The 16,028-nt window shown below is 73.4% G+C and carries 12 protein-coding genes; 10 read left to right on the top strand and 2 right to left on the bottom strand.

The window, feature by feature from the left end; genetic code table 11:
• The first annotated feature begins 2 nt into the window (after positions 1–2).
• Positions 3–1,268, top strand: coding sequence for a 6-phospho-beta-glucosidase (locus OHN19_RS28145; protein ID WP_330266875.1), 1,266 nt, complete (start codon positions 3–5; stop codon positions 1,266–1,268).
• Positions 1,259–2,230, top strand: a complete 972-nt coding sequence (locus OHN19_RS28140) for an N-acetylglucosamine kinase (protein WP_330266874.1) — start codon at positions 1,259–1,261, stop codon at positions 2,228–2,230. Before OHN19_RS28145 ends, OHN19_RS28140 begins: the two co-directional genes overlap by 10 nt.
• On the opposite strand, the gene OHN19_RS28135 is transcribed toward OHN19_RS28140, so the two are convergent.
• Entirely contained in the window at positions 2,218–2,796 is a 579-nt protein-coding gene (locus tag OHN19_RS28135; RefSeq protein ID WP_330269726.1) for an AAA family ATPase, read from the bottom strand. The genes OHN19_RS28140 and OHN19_RS28135 overlap by 13 nt on opposite strands.
• A gap of 268 nt (positions 2,797–3,064) precedes the next feature.
• On the opposite strand from OHN19_RS28135, the gene OHN19_RS28130 reads away from it, so the two are divergent.
• The 7 genes from OHN19_RS28130 (at position 3,065) to OHN19_RS28100 (ending at position 14,470) form a co-directional block, all read left to right on the top strand.
• Positions 3,065–4,480: a hypothetical protein gene (locus OHN19_RS28130; protein ID WP_330266873.1), complete on the top strand. Its 1,416-nt coding sequence runs from the start codon at positions 3,065–3,067 to the stop codon at positions 4,478–4,480.
• A gap of 14 nt (positions 4,481–4,494) precedes the next feature.
• A complete protein-coding gene (locus OHN19_RS28125; RefSeq protein WP_391193432.1) occupies positions 4,495–5,556 on the top strand; it encodes a glutamate ABC transporter substrate-binding protein in 1,062 nt (353 codons plus the stop codon).
• Between the two features lie 56 nt (positions 5,557–5,612).
• Entirely contained in the window at positions 5,613–6,947 is a 1,335-nt protein-coding gene (locus tag OHN19_RS28120) for a hypothetical protein (RefSeq protein ID WP_330266871.1), read from the top strand.
• Positions 6,944–9,622 (top strand): serine/threonine-protein kinase, encoded by a 2,679-nt coding sequence (locus OHN19_RS28115; RefSeq protein ID WP_330266870.1) that lies wholly within the window; start codon positions 6,944–6,946, stop codon positions 9,620–9,622. The genes OHN19_RS28120 and OHN19_RS28115 overlap by 4 nt, the downstream gene beginning before the upstream one ends.
• Positions 9,623–10,960, top strand: a complete 1,338-nt coding sequence (locus OHN19_RS28110; protein ID WP_419249539.1) for a PP2C family serine/threonine-protein phosphatase — start codon at positions 9,623–9,625, stop codon at positions 10,958–10,960.
• A 100-nt stretch (positions 10,961–11,060) separates the two neighbouring features.
• On the top strand, positions 11,061–12,407 hold the full coding sequence (locus tag OHN19_RS28105; protein WP_330266868.1) for a VWA domain-containing protein: 1,347 nt from the start codon (positions 11,061–11,063) through the stop codon (positions 12,405–12,407).
• 59 nt (positions 12,408–12,466) lie between these two features.
• Positions 12,467–14,470: an FHA domain-containing protein gene (locus OHN19_RS28100; protein ID WP_330266867.1), complete on the top strand. Its 2,004-nt coding sequence runs from the start codon at positions 12,467–12,469 to the stop codon at positions 14,468–14,470.
• 13 nt (positions 14,471–14,483) lie between these two features.
• Here the strand turns inward: OHN19_RS28100 and OHN19_RS28095 are convergent, their stop codons facing one another.
• A complete protein-coding gene (locus tag OHN19_RS28095) occupies positions 14,484–15,464 on the bottom strand; it encodes a methyltransferase domain-containing protein (protein WP_330266866.1) in 981 nt (326 codons plus the stop codon).
• Positions 15,465–15,532: 68 nt separating this feature from the next.
• On the opposite strand from OHN19_RS28095, the gene OHN19_RS28090 reads away from it, so the two are divergent.
• Positions 15,533–15,946, top strand: coding sequence for a globin (locus tag OHN19_RS28090; RefSeq protein ID WP_330266865.1), 414 nt, complete (start codon positions 15,533–15,535; stop codon positions 15,944–15,946).
• The last annotated feature ends 82 nt before the right edge of the window (positions 15,947–16,028 follow it).

The following is a 16,028-nucleotide window of genomic DNA, read 5'->3' as shown; positions in this document are numbered from 1 at the left end:
ATATGAAACTCACCGTGGTCGGCGGAGGCTCGACCTACACCCCCGAACTCATCGACGGCTTCGCCCGTCTGCGCGACACCCTGCCCGTCGAGGAACTCGTCCTCGTCGACCCGGCCGCCGAGCGCCTGGAGCTGGTCGGCGGGCTCGCCCGGCGCATCTTCGCCAAGCAGGGCCATGACGGCCGTATCGTCACCACCTCCGACCTGGACGCGGGCGTGGACGGCGCCGACGCCGTGCTCCTGCAACTGCGCGTCGGCGGCCAGGCGGCCCGTCAGCAGGACGAGACCTGGCCCCTGGAGTGCGGGTGCGTCGGCCAGGAGACCACCGGCACGGGCGGCCTGGCCAAGGCGCTGCGCACGGTCCCGGTGGTCCTCGACATCGCCGAACGGGTCCGCCGCACCAACCCGGACGCCTGGATCATCGACTTCACCAACCCCGTCGGGATCGTCACCCGCGCACTGCTCCAGGCCGGCCACAAGGCGGTCGGGCTGTGCAACGTGGCGATCGGCTTCCAGCGGAAGTTCGCCCGGCTGCTCGGTGTCACCCCCGCCGACGTCCACCTCGACCACGTGGGCCTCAACCACCTCACCTGGGAGACAGGTGTACGGCTCGGCGGCCCCGAGGGCGAGGACGTGCTGCCCAAGCTGCTCACCGGGCACGGCGAGACGATCGCCGCCGACCTGCACCTGCCGCGCCCGCTCCTGGACCGGCTCGGCGTGGTCCCGTCGTACTACCTGCGCTACTTCTACGCGCACGACGAGGTCGTACGGGAACTCGGCAGCAAGCCGTCCCGCGCGGCCGAAGTGGCCGCGATGGAACGGCAGTTGCTGGAGATGTACGGCGACCCGGCCCTGGACGAGAAGCCCGAGCTGCTCGCCAAGCGGGGCGGGGCCTACTACTCGGAGGCGGCGGTGGACCTCGCCGCCGGGCTGCTCGGCGGCGGCGGGAGCCCGTACCAGGTGGTCAACACCCTCAACCGGGGCACGCTGCCCTTCCTGCCCGACGACGCGGTGATCGAGGTGCAGGCGGCGGTGGGTCCCAAGGGGCCGACCCCGCTGGCGGTACCCGCCGTGGACCCGCTGTTCGCGGGGCTGATGGCGAACGTCACGGCGTACGAGGACCTGGCGCTCACGGCCGCCCTGCGCGGCGGCCGCGAGCGGGTGTTCAAGGCGCTGCTCGCGCATCCCCTCGTCGGCCAGTACGCGTACGCCGAGGGCCTCACCGACCGACTGATCGCACACAACCGGGAGCATCTCGCGTGGGCCTGACCGCAAGCGTCCTCGCCGTCGACGCGGGCAACAGCAAGACCGACGTCGTGGTCGTGGCGGACGACGGAAGCGTCCTCGCCACGGCCCGCGGCGGCGGGTTCCGGCCGCCCGTGGTGGGCGTCGAGACGGCCGTGGACACCCTCGCCGACGCGGTCGGGCGGGCCTTCGCCGCGGCCGGGGTGAGCTCGGTCGAGCACGTCTCGGCGTGTCTCGCCAACGCCGACTTCCCCGTCGAGGAGGAGCGGTTGGCGGCCGCGCTGCACGCACGCGCGTGGGGCGGGAGCGTCGAGGTCCGCAACGACACCTTCGCGATCCTGCGGGCCGGCGTCACCGAACCGCGCGGGGTCGCCGTGGTGTGCGGCGCGGGCATCAACTGCGTCGGCATGCGCCCCGACGGCCGTACCGCCCGCTTCCCCGCGCTCGGCCGGATCTCCGGCGACTGGGGCGGCGGCTGGGGCCTGGCCGAGGAGGCGCTGTGGCACGCGGCCCGCGCGGAGGACGGGCGGGGTCCCGCCACCGACCTCGCGCGCGTGCTCCCGGCCCACTTCGGGCTGCCTTCCATGTACGCCCTGATCGAGGCCCTGCACCTGGAGGACATCGCCCCTGTCCGACGCCACGAGCTGACACCGGTGCTGTTCGCCACGGCCGCCGCCGGCGACCCCGTGGCCCGCTCGCTCGTCGACCGCCTGGCCGACGAGGTGGTCGCCATGGCGACGGTGGCCCTGACCCGGCTCGACCTCCTCGACGAGGAGACCCCGGTCCTGCTCGGCGGCAGCGTCCTGGCGGCCCGGCACCCCCAACTCGACGACCGGATCGGGGAACTGCTCGCCGAACGGGCCCCGAAGGCCGTACCCCGGGTGGTGACCGCCTCCCCGGTGCTCGGCGCCGCCCTGCTGGGTCTGGACCGGGTGGCGGCGCCCCCGGAGGTGCAGGCGCGGGTCCGGGCGTACTACGAGGCCTGAGCGAGCACCGCGTCGGCCACCTCGGAGACGGACCTGTCCGTCCCGACGTCGACGCGGGCCAGGCCCAGCCGGTCGACGGCGTCCACCATCAGCGACTGGTACCGCATGCTGCGGGCCAGGAACTTGTCCATCAGGAACCTTTCCTGTTCGGTCGCTTCGTCGTAGCGCCCGCCCGCACGGATCCGGGCGCGTACGACGGACTCGTCGGCGGTGAGCCACACGGCGGCGGTGTACGGGGCCTCCAGGGCCGCGACCCGCTCCGGCCAGAGCGCGGAGCCCTCCAGGACCAGACCGGGGCCGGTGGCGTGTTCGGCGTACTCGGCGATCAGTTCCTCGACGCGCGGCCACAGGCGCTCGTAGTGGCCGAGGACCGAGTCGATCAACTCGTCGACGGCCAGCGTCGCGTAGTGCTCGGCCACATGCGGCGGCACCTCCCGCTCCGGCGTGCGCCAGGGCCGCCCCGGGTGTCTCGCCAGCAGATCCGTCGACCGGTGCTCGAAGCCGAGCCGCGCGGCGACCGCCCCGGCGACCGTGGACTTACCGGTATTCGACGTTCCGCCGATCATCACCACTCGCACCCCGCGCACGACGGCGACCCTACGCGCCCCCGGGGGGAACCGAACCGATTCCGGCGGCGTATTCATGGGCAAGGGGTGGTGCGGGGGGCGCGACCGGGCGGGCGATCCACTGCGATCCGATCAAGATCGCGTGAAGCCCGGTGCGGATGTCGGTCCCGGCAGCGATACTTGCGGCGACGGATGACCATGGGGGAGGTCAAAAGTGACACACCCGCCGAAGAGCAGAACGGCACCACCGGGTTCCGGGGTGCCCACGATGCCGTCCGTGCCACCGCAGCCGGCCGGACCGTCACCCGTCACGGAACCGTCCCCGCCCGCACCGGCGGCCGAGGTGCCCGTCCGCCGCCGTACGGCCTTCGCGGAGGGCTTCGACCAGGTGCGCGCGGCCGCGACCACCGAGCCGGGGCGGCTGCGGATCATCGGCGCGGGACTCGCCCTGCTCGTGATCCTCTTCGGCGCGGTCACCGCCTGGCAGACCAACGACCGGGCCGTGGCCGCGGACGACGTGCTGCACAAGAGCCAGCCGCTCAGCAGCGCCGCCGCCGACATCTACCTGTACCTGGCCGACGCCAACACCACGGCCTCCAGCGGCTTCCTCGCCGGCGGCCAGGAGTCGGCCGACTCCCGCAGGCGGTACGAGAGGGACATCGCCCAGGCCGCGGCCGGTCTGGTCAGGGCGGCCTCGAACTCCGAACCGGACTCCCCCGCCGCAAAGACCGTGGCCGAGCTCAATACCCTGCTGCCGCAGTACAAGGGGCTGGTGGAGCAGGCCCGCACGTACAACCGCCAGGGCTTCCCGGTCGGCGGCGCCTATCTGCGCTACGCCAACGAGAAGATGCAGCAGAAGATGCTCCCGAAGGCGCAGAACCTCTACACGAGCGAGAACCAGCGGCTGCGCGCCGACTACTCCGACGCCACGCCCTACCCGTGGGCCGCGATCGGCCTCGGCGTCCTCGCGCTCGCCGGGCTCGCCTGGGCCCAGCAGCGCAACTACCGGCGCACCAACCGGGTCCTCAACCACGGCCTGGTCGCCGCCACCGCGACGGCCACGGTGGTCCTGCTGTGGCTGGTCGTCGGCCACAGCTTCGCGCGCGCGGGCCTGAACGCGTCCTACGACCACGGGGTGCGCTCGCTCAACGTGCTGCACGACGCCCGGATCGCCTCCCTGAAGGCGCGCGGCAACGAGAACCTCACACTGGTGGCCCGGGGCGCGGAGACGAAGGTCGTGACGGACGCGCAGGGCAAGGAGACCACCTACGACGCCTACGACTACGCCTTCAACCAGGACATGGACGCCCTCGGCAAGGGCCTCACCGAGGCGTCGAAGCTGGCCGACGACAGCATCGGCAGGGAGCCGGTCACGGCGGCCGAGGGCAACATGACGGTGTGGAAGCAGCGCCACAACACGGCCCGCGACAGGGACAACGACGGCAACTACGCAGAGGCGCTGGCCCGGGTCATAGGCGACAAGGGCGCGACGCGCGAGTGCTTCGACAGTGTCGACCACAATCTCGACGTCGCGCTGAAACACGAGGAGAAGGAGTTCAAGCGGTCGGCCGGTGACGGTGTGGACGCGATGACCGGCCTGTCCGTGGGTGCCGCCGTCCTGGCCGTGCTGGGCGCCGCGGGCGCCGTCCTCGGCATCGGGCGCAGGCTGTCGGAGTACCGGTGAGAGGGGGCGTGACGATGCGGATGCGTGGACGTGTGCGGGCCGGTCTCAAGGGCTGGGGCGGTGTCGGGGCGATGGCGGCCGTCTGCGCCCTGGTGCTCGCCTTCGCGCTGCTGCTGCCGTCGGCCCGGCCCCAGGGCACCGGCGACACCGGGGGCTCCGGACTGGCCCACGCCGAGCAGGCGGCGGCCGCCGATCCGTGCGACGACCCCTCGATCAAGGCGCACCCGGAGTACCAGACGCTGGCTCCGAGCCCCGCGGACGGCCCGACCATAGAGAAGATCAAGGCCCGGAAGGGCGCCCAGCGCAAGCTGATGGTCGGCGTCGACCAGAACAGCTACCGCTGGGGCTACCGCAACCCCAACGGCGGGACCGACGCCGACCTGGAGGGCTTCGACATCGACCTGGTGCACCGGATCGCGCAGGACATCCTCGGCGACCCGAACGCCGTGCTGTTCAAGGCGATCCCGACCAACCAGCGCATCCCCGCGATACAGGCGGGCTATGTCGACATGGTCGTCCGCACGATGACGATCACCTGCAAGCGCCTGAACGACGTGGCGTTCTCCGCGCCGTACTTCAAGACCGGCCAGCAGGTCCTCGCCCCCAAGTCCTCGAAGATCACGGGCTACAACCCCACCCTGGCGGGAAAGAAGGTCTGCGTGGCGCAGGGCTCGACCGCCCTCTCCAACCTGGAGGAGGACGAGAAGACGAAGAAGTACGTCGCCGCCAAGGACATCACGAAGGTCCCCAACCAGCTCGACTGCCTCGTCCGGCTCCAGCTCGGCGAGGTGGACGCCGTGGTCACCGACGGCGCGCTGGGCGCCAGCCAGGCCGCCCAGGACCCCACGGTCGAGCTGAAGGACCCGCAAGGCCCCTTCACCACCGAGTACTACGGCGTGGCGATGAAGAAGGGCGCCGACGACCTGGTGAGCCGGGTCAACCAGATCCTGGTGGACTACCGCAAGGACACCACGGGCGGCTGGCAGGCGTCGTACAAGAAGTGGCTGTCCGCCACACTGAGGGGAGGGCCGGCCGAGTCGGAGCCGCCGCCACCCAAGTACCTGCGCACGAGCTGACGAATCGTCGAAGACGAACAACCACTGGGCAACCCTTCAGCAGCGAGAGGTGATCGATGGGCGTCACGGGACCCCCCGGGCCGGTGATGGACCGGGACGAGGTGGACCGTGCGCTGGCGCGGCTCGGCGCGGAGCACGAGGCCATCGAGACCTCGCTCCTCGCCCTCCAGGACCACGCGGGCCGCAGACTCCTCGAGGGCGCCGAACTCACCGGCCTCACCAAGGAGCGCTGGGAGTCCGCCGACGCCTCGATCACCCTGCTGTGGGCATACTTCGACGCGTACACGGACGCCCTGCGCTCGGCCCGCGAGATCCGCTCCCGCCGCCGCTGGTCCAGCCGCGAGGACCTGGTGGAGCTGACGGAGCTGCTGCGCGGCGAGGCCGTCACGGTCGCCGGCTCGGCCACCGCCACGGCCAACGCGCCGACGCTGCAAGGCGGTTCGAGCAAGCTCAGCGAACAGTTCACCCTCGTCACCCTCGTGGAGCGGATGAACGAGCTGTACGCCACGAGCCTGGACATCGTGGTCGCCGCCGACGCGGTGTGGTCGGCGCTGCCCGCCCGCATCGACCTGTTGTCCGCCGAACTCCAGCGCACCCGACGGCTCGCGCACTCCGTCGGCGTCCGCCCCGGCGAGCACCCGGCCGGCGACGACCTGGAGCGCATCACCCGCACGCTGACCTCGCTGCGCGAGCAGGTGATCTCCGACCCGCTCGCCTTCTGGCAGCGCGCACAGGGCAGTTCGGCGCCGGGCGGTGGGCGGCCGGACACCACGGCGTACGACCGTGAGGCGCGCGCCCTGGAGGACGTGCGCCGGGAGATCGACGCGGTGCTCACCGTCCGGCAGGACGCGGAGGCCCGGCTGGTGAAGCTGCGCGATGTGCTCTCCCGCGCGGACCGCACCCTCGCCGAGGCGAGGACCGCGCGCGGCGAGGTCCTCGCCAAGATCGCCGCCACCGAGGTGCCGGTGGTCAGCGGGCCGCCTACCGCGCTCCAGGAGCAGCTGGCGACCGCCGCCGAGTACCGCAGACACGCCCAGTGGCACCGCCTGTCCCCGCTCCTGGAGTCCCTGGAGCAGAAGGCGGAGGACGAACTGCTGCGCGCCCGCGAGTCGTTGACCGCGGTGACCGCGCCGCTCGCGGTCCGCGCGGAGCTGCGCGGCCGCCTCGACGCGTACAAGGCGAAGGTGGCCCGGCACGGCCTGGCCGAGGACCCGTTCCTGATCGAGCGCTACGACGCGGCCCGGCGGATGCTGTGGAGCGCGCCCTGCGACCTGCGGGTCGCCGAACAGGCCGTGCTGCGCTACCAGCACGCGGCCGCCGAACTGCTGGGCCCGCCGCGGGTGCCGCAGCAGAGCGGTCCCGAGGACCGTAGGGGGGAGTCGACGTCATGAGTCAGGAACAGCAGTCCTGCCAGCGGCCCGGCTGCGACGGCACGTACGAGGACATGGGCGGCGGGGAGCTGTACTGCGACACCTGCGGCCTCGCGCCGGTGGTCTCGGGCAGCGGCCGGGCCGGGTCCGGACCCAGTGGTCGCACGGGAGAGGGCAAGGACTCGCCGGGCAGCGGCAGTTCACGCTCCACCAGCCGCGGTTCCGCGCGTACGTCGTCGCATTCGTCGAAGTCCCGGCGCTCGGTGTCGGGACGGCTGTCGCGCTCGGTCTCCGGGAAGTCCACGGGCCGTTCGGTGTCGGTGCGCAGCTCCGGCTCGTCGGCCGGTTCGACCGGGCGGGGCCGGCTCGGCGCGGGCCTGGTCGAGGTGCCCGGGGTGCCGCGGCCCGACCCGCGCGGGATGGTGCTGGAGAACCCGGAGGTGCCCGAGCGCAAGCGGTTCTGCTCGCGCTCCGACTGCGGGGCGCCGGTGGGGCGTTCCCGCGGGGACCGGTCCGGTCGCACGGAGGGTTTCTGCACCAAGTGCGGCCACCCGTACTCCTTCGTGCCGAAGCTGAAGTCCGGCGACATCGTGCACGGCCAGTACGAGGTCGCGGGCTGTCTGGCGCACGGCGGGCTCGGCTGGGTCTACCTCGCCGTGGACCGCGCGGTGTCCGACCGCTGGGTGGTCCTCAAGGGCCTCCTGGACACCGGCGACCAGGACGCGATGGCGGCCGCGATCTCCGAGCGGCGCTTCCTCGCCGAGATCGAGCACGCCAACATCGTGCGGATCTACAACTTCGTCGAACACCTCGACCAGCGCACCGGCTCCCTCGACGGCTACATCGTCATGGAGTACGTCGGCGGCAAGTCGCTCAAGGAGATCGCCAACGGCCGCCGCTCGGCCGACGGCAAGCGGGACCCGCTGCCGGTGGAGCAGGCCTGCGCCTACGGCATCGAGGCCCTGGAGGCGCTCGGCCACCTGCACAGCCGCAACCTCCTGTACTGCGACTTCAAGGTCGACAACGCCATCCAGACCGAGGACCAGCTCAAGCTGATCGACATGGGCGCGGTGCGCAGGATGGACGACGAGGAGTCGGCCATCTACGGCACGGTCGGCTACCAGGCCCCCGAGGTCGCGGAGGTCGGCCCGTCCATCGCCTCCGACCTCTACACCGTCGGCCGCACCCTGGCGGTCCTGACCTTCGACTTCCAGGGCTACACCAACGTCTTCGTCGACTCGCTGCCCGACCCGGACAACATCGAGGTCTTCCGCCGGTACGAGTCCTTCTACCGTCTGCTGGTCCGCGCCACCGACCCCGACCCGGCCCGCCGTTTCGCCTCGGCCCAGGAGATGTCGGAGCAGCTGACGGGCGTGCTGCGCGAGGTGGTCTCCCTGCAGACGGGCCGCGCGCGGCCCAGCCTGTCGACCCTGTTCGGTCCCGAAGTGCGGGTCACCGACACGGAGTTGTTCCCGAAGCTGGACGGTGAGGTGTCCCGGCTGGGGGGCCGGGTGGCACCGCCGACGCGGTGGAGCCTCAGGTCCGCCGCCCGCACCTCGGCGGCCGCCGCTCTTCCCGGCGGTACGGGAAGCGCCGCCGCACTGCCCGGTCCCGGCACGGGAAGCGCCGGACCGCCGCCCGGCGCCGGTGCGGGAGGCTCCGGGCTGCCCGGCAACGGCAATGGGGGCGCGGGTCTGCCCGCTGTCGGCCCGGAAGGCGCCGTACGACCCGGCCGCGGCGCCCTCACCGCCCTCGTCAAGCCGGCCGACGCGCCCGTCGCCGCCCTCGCGCTGCCCGTCCCGCACGTCGATCCCGCCGACCCCAACGCCGGTTTCCTCGCCGGGCTCATGACGACCGCGCCCGCCGAGCTGCTCGGCGCCCTTTCGGCCGCGCCGGCGGCGTCCGCGGAGACCCGGCTGAGGCAGGTGCGGGCCTGGCTGGAGAACGGCGACGCGCACACCGCAGACGAGGCGCTGCGGCACCTGGAGGACGAGCGGCCCGACGACTGGCGGGTGGTCTGGTACCGGGGCGTCGCGGCCCTGGTGACCGGCGACCACGAGGCCGCCGCGCTCGCCTTCGACGCGATCTACGACGCCTTCCCGGGCGAGCCCGCGCCCAAGCTCGCCCTCGGCCTGTGCGCGGAGGTGCTCGGCCAGCTCGACAACGCCGCCGAGTACTACGGCCTGGTCTGGTCGACCGACCCCAGCTATGTGAGCGCCGCGTTCGGCCTGGCCCGCGTACAACTGGCGACCGGGGACCGCCGTAGCGCCGTGAAGACGCTGGAGTCGGTGCCGGAGTCCTCCATCCACTACACCGCCGCCCGGGTGGCCGCCGTCCGCGCGCGGCTGCGTGGACGCACCGCGACCGCGGGCGACGTACCCTTCCTGGACGACCTGACCGCCGCCGCCGGACAGGTCGAGGCGCTGGACGCGTACGGACTGGATCCGGCGCGGCGCGAGCAGTTGTCCGCGGAGGTGCTGGGCTCGGCCCTGGACTGGATACTCTCCGGTGGCCAGGACCCCGGGCCCCCCGCCGCCGGGGGACGGGCGCTGCTCGGCAGCGGACTGGACGAGCGAGGACTGCGCTTCGGCCTGGAGCGTTGTTACCGCACGCTGGCCCGGCTGGCGCGGGGCGGCGAGGAGAGGATCGACCTGGTGGAACGAGCAAACCGTTACCGCCCCCGGACGTGGGTGTAGTTGATGTCGCAGATGCCCCAGCTGTCCGCCTGCCCGAGCTGTGAGGAACCCCTCGAATCGGGTGACCGTTTCTGCGGTGCGTGCGGATACGACCTGTCCGCCGTGCCGGCACGGCCGGACGACAGCCCGACGCTCGCCATGAACGGCGCCCCGCCGGGCGGCCCCTGGCCCGAGGGCCTGCTCCCCGCGGCGGAGCTCCACCGCCCCGCGGACCCGCACGGCGCCGGTGCCGCCGAGCACGTACTGCCCGGTTCCGCCGAGCACCGGCTGCCCCCACCGCCACCGCAGCAGGGGCCGGTCCTGGGATCGCCGGTCTCCCCCGCCTCCGGGGTGCGCTTCGACCGGGCGCCGGAGCCCGACGAGTACCCCCTCCAGGCGCCGGACCCGCGCGTGGCCGCGGGACCGCCCACCCCTGCCGAAGGAACCAAGGTGTGCGTGGCCTGCCGGGCCGGTCGCGTCGACGACGACGGCTACTGCGAGAACTGCGGGCACGCCCAGCCCCGCGAGCGCGACCACATGGAGCAGGAGGCCGGTCCGATCGCCGCGGTGAGCGACCGCGGCCTGCGCCACCACCGCAACGAGGACGCCTTCACCCTCGGCAACACCCTCCTGCCCGACGGTACGCCCGCGACCTTCGCGGTCGTCTGCGACGGCGTGTCCTCCGCGACCCGCCCCGACGACGCCTCCCTGGCCGCCTCCCGCGCCGCCGCCGACGCCCTGCTGGCCGCCCTGCCCCGGGGCACCCACCCCCAGCAGGCCATGCACGAGGCGATCGTCGCCGCCTCCCGCGCGGTCAACTCCCTGGCCGACGAGCCCGCCACGGCCCGCGAGCACCAGCCGCACCAGAACGCCCCCGCGTGCACCATCGTCGGCTCGGTCGTCACCCCGAGCCTGCTGATCGTCGGCTGGGTCGGCGACAGCCGGGTCTACTGGGTGCCCACGGACCGCAGTTCACCCCCGGCCCGGCTCACCGAGGACGACTCCTGGGCCGCGCAGATGGTCGCCGCGGGCCTGATGAACGAGGCCGAGGCGTACGCCGACGAGCGCGCCCACGCGATCACCGGGTGGCTCGGCGCGGACGCCTACGAACTCGACCCGCACACCGCTTCCTTCAAGCCGGACCGGCCTGGTGTGGTGGTGGTGTGCACCGACGGTCTGTGGAACTACGCGGAGGCGGCGGAGGAGATGGCGGAGGCCGTACCGGCCGACGCCGCCGCGCGCCCGCTGCACAGCGCCCGGGTCCTGGTCGGCCACGCCCTGGACGGCGGGGGCCACGACAACGTAACAGTGGCCGTCGTGCCGTTCCCGACCCCTTCGCAGGGGGCAGGATCGGCCTGAGGCCGACAGCACGCACGGGGATGCCTCGCGGGCCGGAGGGGACCGGTCCGCCATCAGTCAGCGCCCCGACGTGGGGTGCACGAGGGGGATTTGAGTAGGCATGGCCAATTTCTCGAAGTCGAACGTGCCGCAGTTCTCGATGGACGTCTACCAGAACGAGTACCTGCCGGAGGGCGGCCGCGAGGTCAACGCGATCGTCACGGTGACCGCGACCGGCGGCGGCACGATCGGAAGCGCGGTCGCCGCGCCCCACCTCTGGTCGGCGGGCCAGGGCCCGTCCGCCGCGGTGGCGCTCATGGTCGACTGCTCGGGCTCCATGGACTACCCGCCGACGAAGATGCGCAACGCCCGTGACGCCACGGCCGCCGCGATCGACACCCTGCGCGACGGGGTGCACTTCGCGGTGATCGGCGGCACGCACGTGGCCAAGGAGGTGTATCCCGGCGAGGGCCGGCTGGCGGTCGCCGACGCCACCACCCGCGAGCAGGCCAAGCGGGCCCTGCGCCGGCTCAGCGCGGGCGGCGGTACGGCGATCGGCACCTGGCTGCGTCTCGCCGACCGGCTGCTGTCCTCGGCGGACGTCGCGATACGCCACGGCATCCTGCTCACGGACGGCCGCAACGAACACGAGTCGCCGGAGGACCTGAAGGCCTCCCTGGACGCCTGCGCCGGACGTTTCACCTGTGACGCACGGGGCGTGGGCACCGACTGGGAAGTGAAAGAAGTCACAGGGATCGCCTCCGCCCTGCTGGGCTCGGCCGACATCGTGGCCGATCCGGCGGGCCTCGCCGCCGACTTCACGCAGATGATGGAGGCGGCCATGGGCAAGGAGGTCGCGGACGTCGCCCTCAGGCTGTGGACCCCGGTCGGCACCACGATCAAGTTCGTCAAGCAGGTCGCGCCCACCGTCGAGGAGCTCACCGACCGCCGTACCGAGGCCGGTCCGCGCGCCGGGGACTACCCCACCGGGTCCTGGGGAGACGAGTCCCGTGACTACCACGTGTGCGTCGAGGTCCCGGCCGCGAACATCGGCCAGGAGATGCTCGCCGCCCGGGCCTCCCTGGTGGTCCCGCAGTCCGACGGCACGGTCCGCAACCTGGGCGCCCAGGGTCTCGTACGGGCCGTGTGGACCGACGACATGGTCGCCTCGACGTCGATCAACCCCCAGGTCGCCCACTACACCGGCCAGGCCGAACTGGCACAGGTCATCCAGCAGGGGCTCGATCTACGCAAAGCGGGCGATTTGGATGGAGCAACGGCCAAACTGGGCCGGGCCGTTCAGCTCGCGAACGACTCGGGGAACGCCGATACTGCGAAACTGCTTTCGAAGGTGGTCGACGTGGTCGACGCCACGACAGGTACTGTGCGACTGAAGGCGAAGGTCGAGGAGGCCGACGAGATGACTCTCGAGACCCGGTCGACAAAGACAGTTCGTGTAAAGAAGTAGACAGTTCCCGACAGCCACCGACGTAGAAGTTCCCTGATCCGAGAGGGGGAAGCGCCGACATGCCGACCTGCCCGAACGGACACCAGTCGGGTTCCGACGACTGGTGCGAGGTCTGCGGTCACCGCATGGCCGGTGCCGTGCCTCCACCCCCTCCGCCGCCGCCCGGTCCGGGTGGGGGCGGCTACGGCTTCCCGCCGCCCGGTGGTCCTGGCGGCCCCGGTGGCCAGCCCGGTGGACGGGGACATCTGTCCGCCGTACCGGACCCCGAGCCGGAGCTCTGCCCGCAGTGCCGTACGCCCCGGGAGGGCGGCGCGCCCTTCTGTGAGGAGTGCCGGTGGAACTTCCTGACGAACACCGCGACGTCGTACACCCCGGCCGCCCCGCGCCCGCCGGCCGGCTCCGGCCCGCCCTCGCACTTCCAGCAGCAGCCGGCTCCCGGTCCGTCCTTCGGTGGCGGTGACTCGTACGAGTACCAGGGCTCCCGCCCGTCCCAGGTGAACCGCCCCGCGGAACCCATCCCCTTCGGCTCGGAACCGTCGGGCCGCACGGGCCCGGGTGGCCCCGGCGGACCTGGTGGGCCTGGCGGCCCCGGCTCCGGTCCCGGCGGCCCCGGCGCGCAAGGCGGCCCGCAGGGCTTCCCCGGTGACCCGTCCCGCCCGGGCGGTCCCGGTGGCCCCGGTGGCCCCGGTGGCCCCGGCTCCCCTGGTCCTTCCGGTTTCCCGGGCGGCCCCGGTGCGCCCGGCGGCTCCGGGCCTTCCGGTTTCCCCGGAGACCCGTCCCGTCCCGGCGGCCCCGGTGGTTCGGGTCCCGGTGGCCGGCAGGGCTTCCCGGGTGACCCCGGCCGCCCCGGCGCGCCTGGCCCCTCCGGTTTCCCCGGAGACCCCGCACGTCCTGGCGGCCCCGGATCCTCCGGTTTCCCGGGCGACCCGTCCCGTCCCGGCGGCCCGGGCGGCCCCGGCGCGTCCGGTCCGGGCGGTCCCGGCGGAGGCCCTGGCGGCCCCGGCAGTTACGGCTATCCGCAGCCCGGCTCCACCCAGGCCCCCGGCGGCCCCTCCGGCCCCGGCGGCCCCTCCGGCCCCGGCGGTCCTGGCGGCCCCGGTGGACAGGCCGGCGGCCCCGGCGGTTACGGCTACCCCCAACCCGGCTCCGCACAGGCCCCCTCCGGCCCGGGCGGCCCTGGCGGCCCCGGCGCCCCCCAGGGCTTCGGCGGCACCCCCACCCAGCCCGGTCCCGGCGGCCCCGGCCCCGGTCCCGGCGGCCCGCAGGGCTTCCCCGGTGACCCGTCCCGCCCCGGCGGCCCCGGCGGCCCGCCGAACTTCGGCGCCGACCCCTCCCGCCCGGTCCCGCCGCCCCCCGGCCCCACCCCGCCGGCCGGCCCCGGTGCCACGAGCGGTGCCCCGCAGGGCTTCCAGGCGCAGGGCGCCTCCGCCCCGCCCGCCTTCCCGCAGGAGACGAACCGTCCGCAGCCGGGCGGCCCGTCCTTCGGCGGCGGCGCCGACGACTGGGTCATCTCCCCGCCGTCCGCCACCGCCCCCGGCGGCCCGGGCGGCGGTCCCGGCGGACCCGGCAACGGCCCGGGCGGTCCCGGCGGCTACGGCTACCCACAGCCCGGCTCCACCCAGGCCCCGCCCGCGCCCCCCTTCCAGCAGCAGGGCCCGGCGACCTGGACGGCGACCATCGGCCCGGACCGCGAGTACTTCATGGCGATGATGCAGCGCTCCGGCCCCGAGGCCGCGGGCCTGAACCTGCCCGCGTACTCCCCCGAGCAGCAGCGCACGCTCACCGGCAACCAGGTCACCATCGGCCGTCGCCGGCACTCCACCGGCGACACCCCCGACGTCGACCTGTCGGTGCCGCCGGAGGACCCGGGCGTCTCGCACCAGCACGCGGTGCTGGTGCAGCAGCCGGACGGCTCGTGGGCGGTCGTCGACCAGAACTCGACGAACGGCACCACGGTCAACGGTGCCGAGGAGCCGATCACACCGTTCGTGCCGGTGCCGTTGCAGGACGGCGACCGGGTGCACGTGGGCGCGTGGACGACGATCACGATCAGGCGGGGCTAGAGCCACGGACGTCTCACCGGAGGGGCCACACGTACGGTCCCTCCGGTGAGTCGAGCCACGCCCACTCCCGCTCCCCCGCGACCGTGATGCCGTAGCGGTCCCGGCGCGGCTCGCCCTCGCGTTCCCACAGCACGTACGCCTCGCGCGGTTCGAGGCTGCCCCGGCTCAGCGCCAGCAGGAACCGGTACAGCTCGCTCTCCCGGGCCCGGCGCGGCACCCCGCCCAGCTCGACGAACCCCTCCTCGTGCCGCTCCGCGCCGCGCAGGGGCACGAAGTAGGCGGGCGTGGGCAGGAACCGCCCTTCTGCGTGCCCCGGGTCCCGGACGGTCAGGGCGATCAGGCCGGTGGCGAGCGGGGTCAGGATGCGTGCGCCCGGGCGGCACTGGGCGAGCCAGGCGACCGGGACCGACGGCAGGGTGCAGGTGACGATGATCCGGTCGAAGGGGGCGCGTTCCGGCACCCCGCGCGCTCCGTCGCCGGTGACGACCACGGGATGGTAACCGGCTGCGGCCAGGTGTCCGCGGGCCGCCTCGGTGATCTCCGGTTCCAGGTCCACGGTGGTCACCAGGTCGTCGCCGAGCCGGTGCGCGAGCAGGGCCGCGTTGTAGCCGGTGCCGGCGCCGATCTCCAGGACCCGGTCGCCGGGCCGTACCCGCAGTTCGGTGAGCATCATCGCCATCAGCGAGGGCTGGCTGCTGGAGGAGACCAGTTCGCCGTCGCGCAGCCGGGTGGCCAGCGGGGCGTCGGCGTAGGCCCCGCGCACCCACTTCTCCCGGGTGCGCGGATCCGGGCTCTCGCCCCACCGCCGCTCGTGTCCTCCGACGACACCGACGTAGTAGTACGGCACGAACAGGTGCCGTGGCACCGCCTCGAAGGCCTCCCGCCACACCGGGTCGGCGGCCCAGGCCCCGCTCGCGTCGATCTCCCGCACCAGCGCCGCCCGTGCGGAGGCGGCGAGTTCGGCGAGGTCCCGGTCGAGAGCGTGCGCGCTCATACCTCCACTCTGCACCCTGGGCACCGGAGGTCCTAAGCCTCGAGTCCTCGTCCACGGCGTCTGAGACCATGGATGACGTGAAAGAGATCCGGCGCGGCACGTTGCAGACGCAGACCTTCTACGAGCAGGTCGGCGGGGAGGAGACCTTCCGCCGCCTCGTCCACCGTTTCTACGAGGGAGTCGCCGAGGACCCGGTCCTGCGGCCCATGTACCCCGAGGAGGACCTCGGGCCGGCCGAGGAGCGGCTCGTGCTGTTCCTGATGCAGTACTGGGGCGGGCCGACGACCTACAGCGACAACCGCGGCCACCCGCGGCTGCGGATGCGTCACGCGCCCTTCGTCGTGGACCGCGCGGCCCACGACGCCTGGCTCAAGCACATGCGGGTCGCCGTCGACGAGCTCGGTCTGTCCGATGAGCACAGGACCCAGCTGTGGGACTACCTGACGTACGCGGCCGCTTCGATGGTGAACACCGCCGACTGATCACCACCCGGTGACCACCGCCCGGTGATCACCACCCGGTGACCACCCCTCCGTGACCACCGCTCACTGATTGCCGGATTCC

The sequence above is a fragment of the Streptomyces griseorubiginosus genome, assembly GCF_036345115.1.
Taxonomy (GTDB): Bacteria; Actinomycetota; Actinomycetes; order Streptomycetales; family Streptomycetaceae; genus Streptomyces; species Streptomyces griseorubiginosus_C.
The sequence above is the reverse complement of the archived record's forward strand: the minus strand, read 5'-3'. Positions and strand labels throughout refer to the sequence as shown.

What these genes read in the sequence shown, in the direction of transcription:
- OHN19_RS28115 (WP_330266870.1), top strand. Translation starts at nt 6,944, where the DNA reads ATGAGTCAGGAACAGCAGTCCTGCCAGCGGCCCGGCTGCGACGGCACG.
- OHN19_RS28125 (WP_391193432.1), top strand. Translation starts at nt 4,495, where the DNA reads ATGCGGATGCGTGGACGTGTGCGGGCCGGTCTCAAGGGCTGGGGCGGT.
- OHN19_RS28130 (WP_330266873.1), top strand. Translation starts at nt 3,065, where the DNA reads ATGCCGTCCGTGCCACCGCAGCCGGCCGGACCGTCACCCGTCACGGAA.
- OHN19_RS28100 (WP_330266867.1), top strand. Translation starts at nt 12,467, where the DNA reads ATGCCGACCTGCCCGAACGGACACCAGTCGGGTTCCGACGACTGGTGC.
- OHN19_RS28090 (WP_330266865.1), top strand. Translation starts at nt 15,533, where the DNA reads ATGGATGACGTGAAAGAGATCCGGCGCGGCACGTTGCAGACGCAGACC.
- OHN19_RS28135 (WP_330269726.1), bottom strand. Translation starts at nt 2,796, where the DNA reads ATGATCGGCGGAACGTCGAATACCGGTAAGTCCACGGTCGCCGGGGCG.
- OHN19_RS28105 (WP_330266868.1), top strand. Translation starts at nt 11,061, where the DNA reads ATGGCCAATTTCTCGAAGTCGAACGTGCCGCAGTTCTCGATGGACGTC.
- OHN19_RS28145 (WP_330266875.1), top strand. Translation starts at nt 3, where the DNA reads ATGAAACTCACCGTGGTCGGCGGAGGCTCGACCTACACCCCCGAACTC.
- OHN19_RS28095 (WP_330266866.1), bottom strand. Translation starts at nt 15,464, where the DNA reads ATGAGCGCGCACGCTCTCGACCGGGACCTCGCCGAACTCGCCGCCTCC.
- OHN19_RS28120 (WP_330266871.1), top strand. Translation starts at nt 5,613, where the DNA reads ATGGGCGTCACGGGACCCCCCGGGCCGGTGATGGACCGGGACGAGGTG.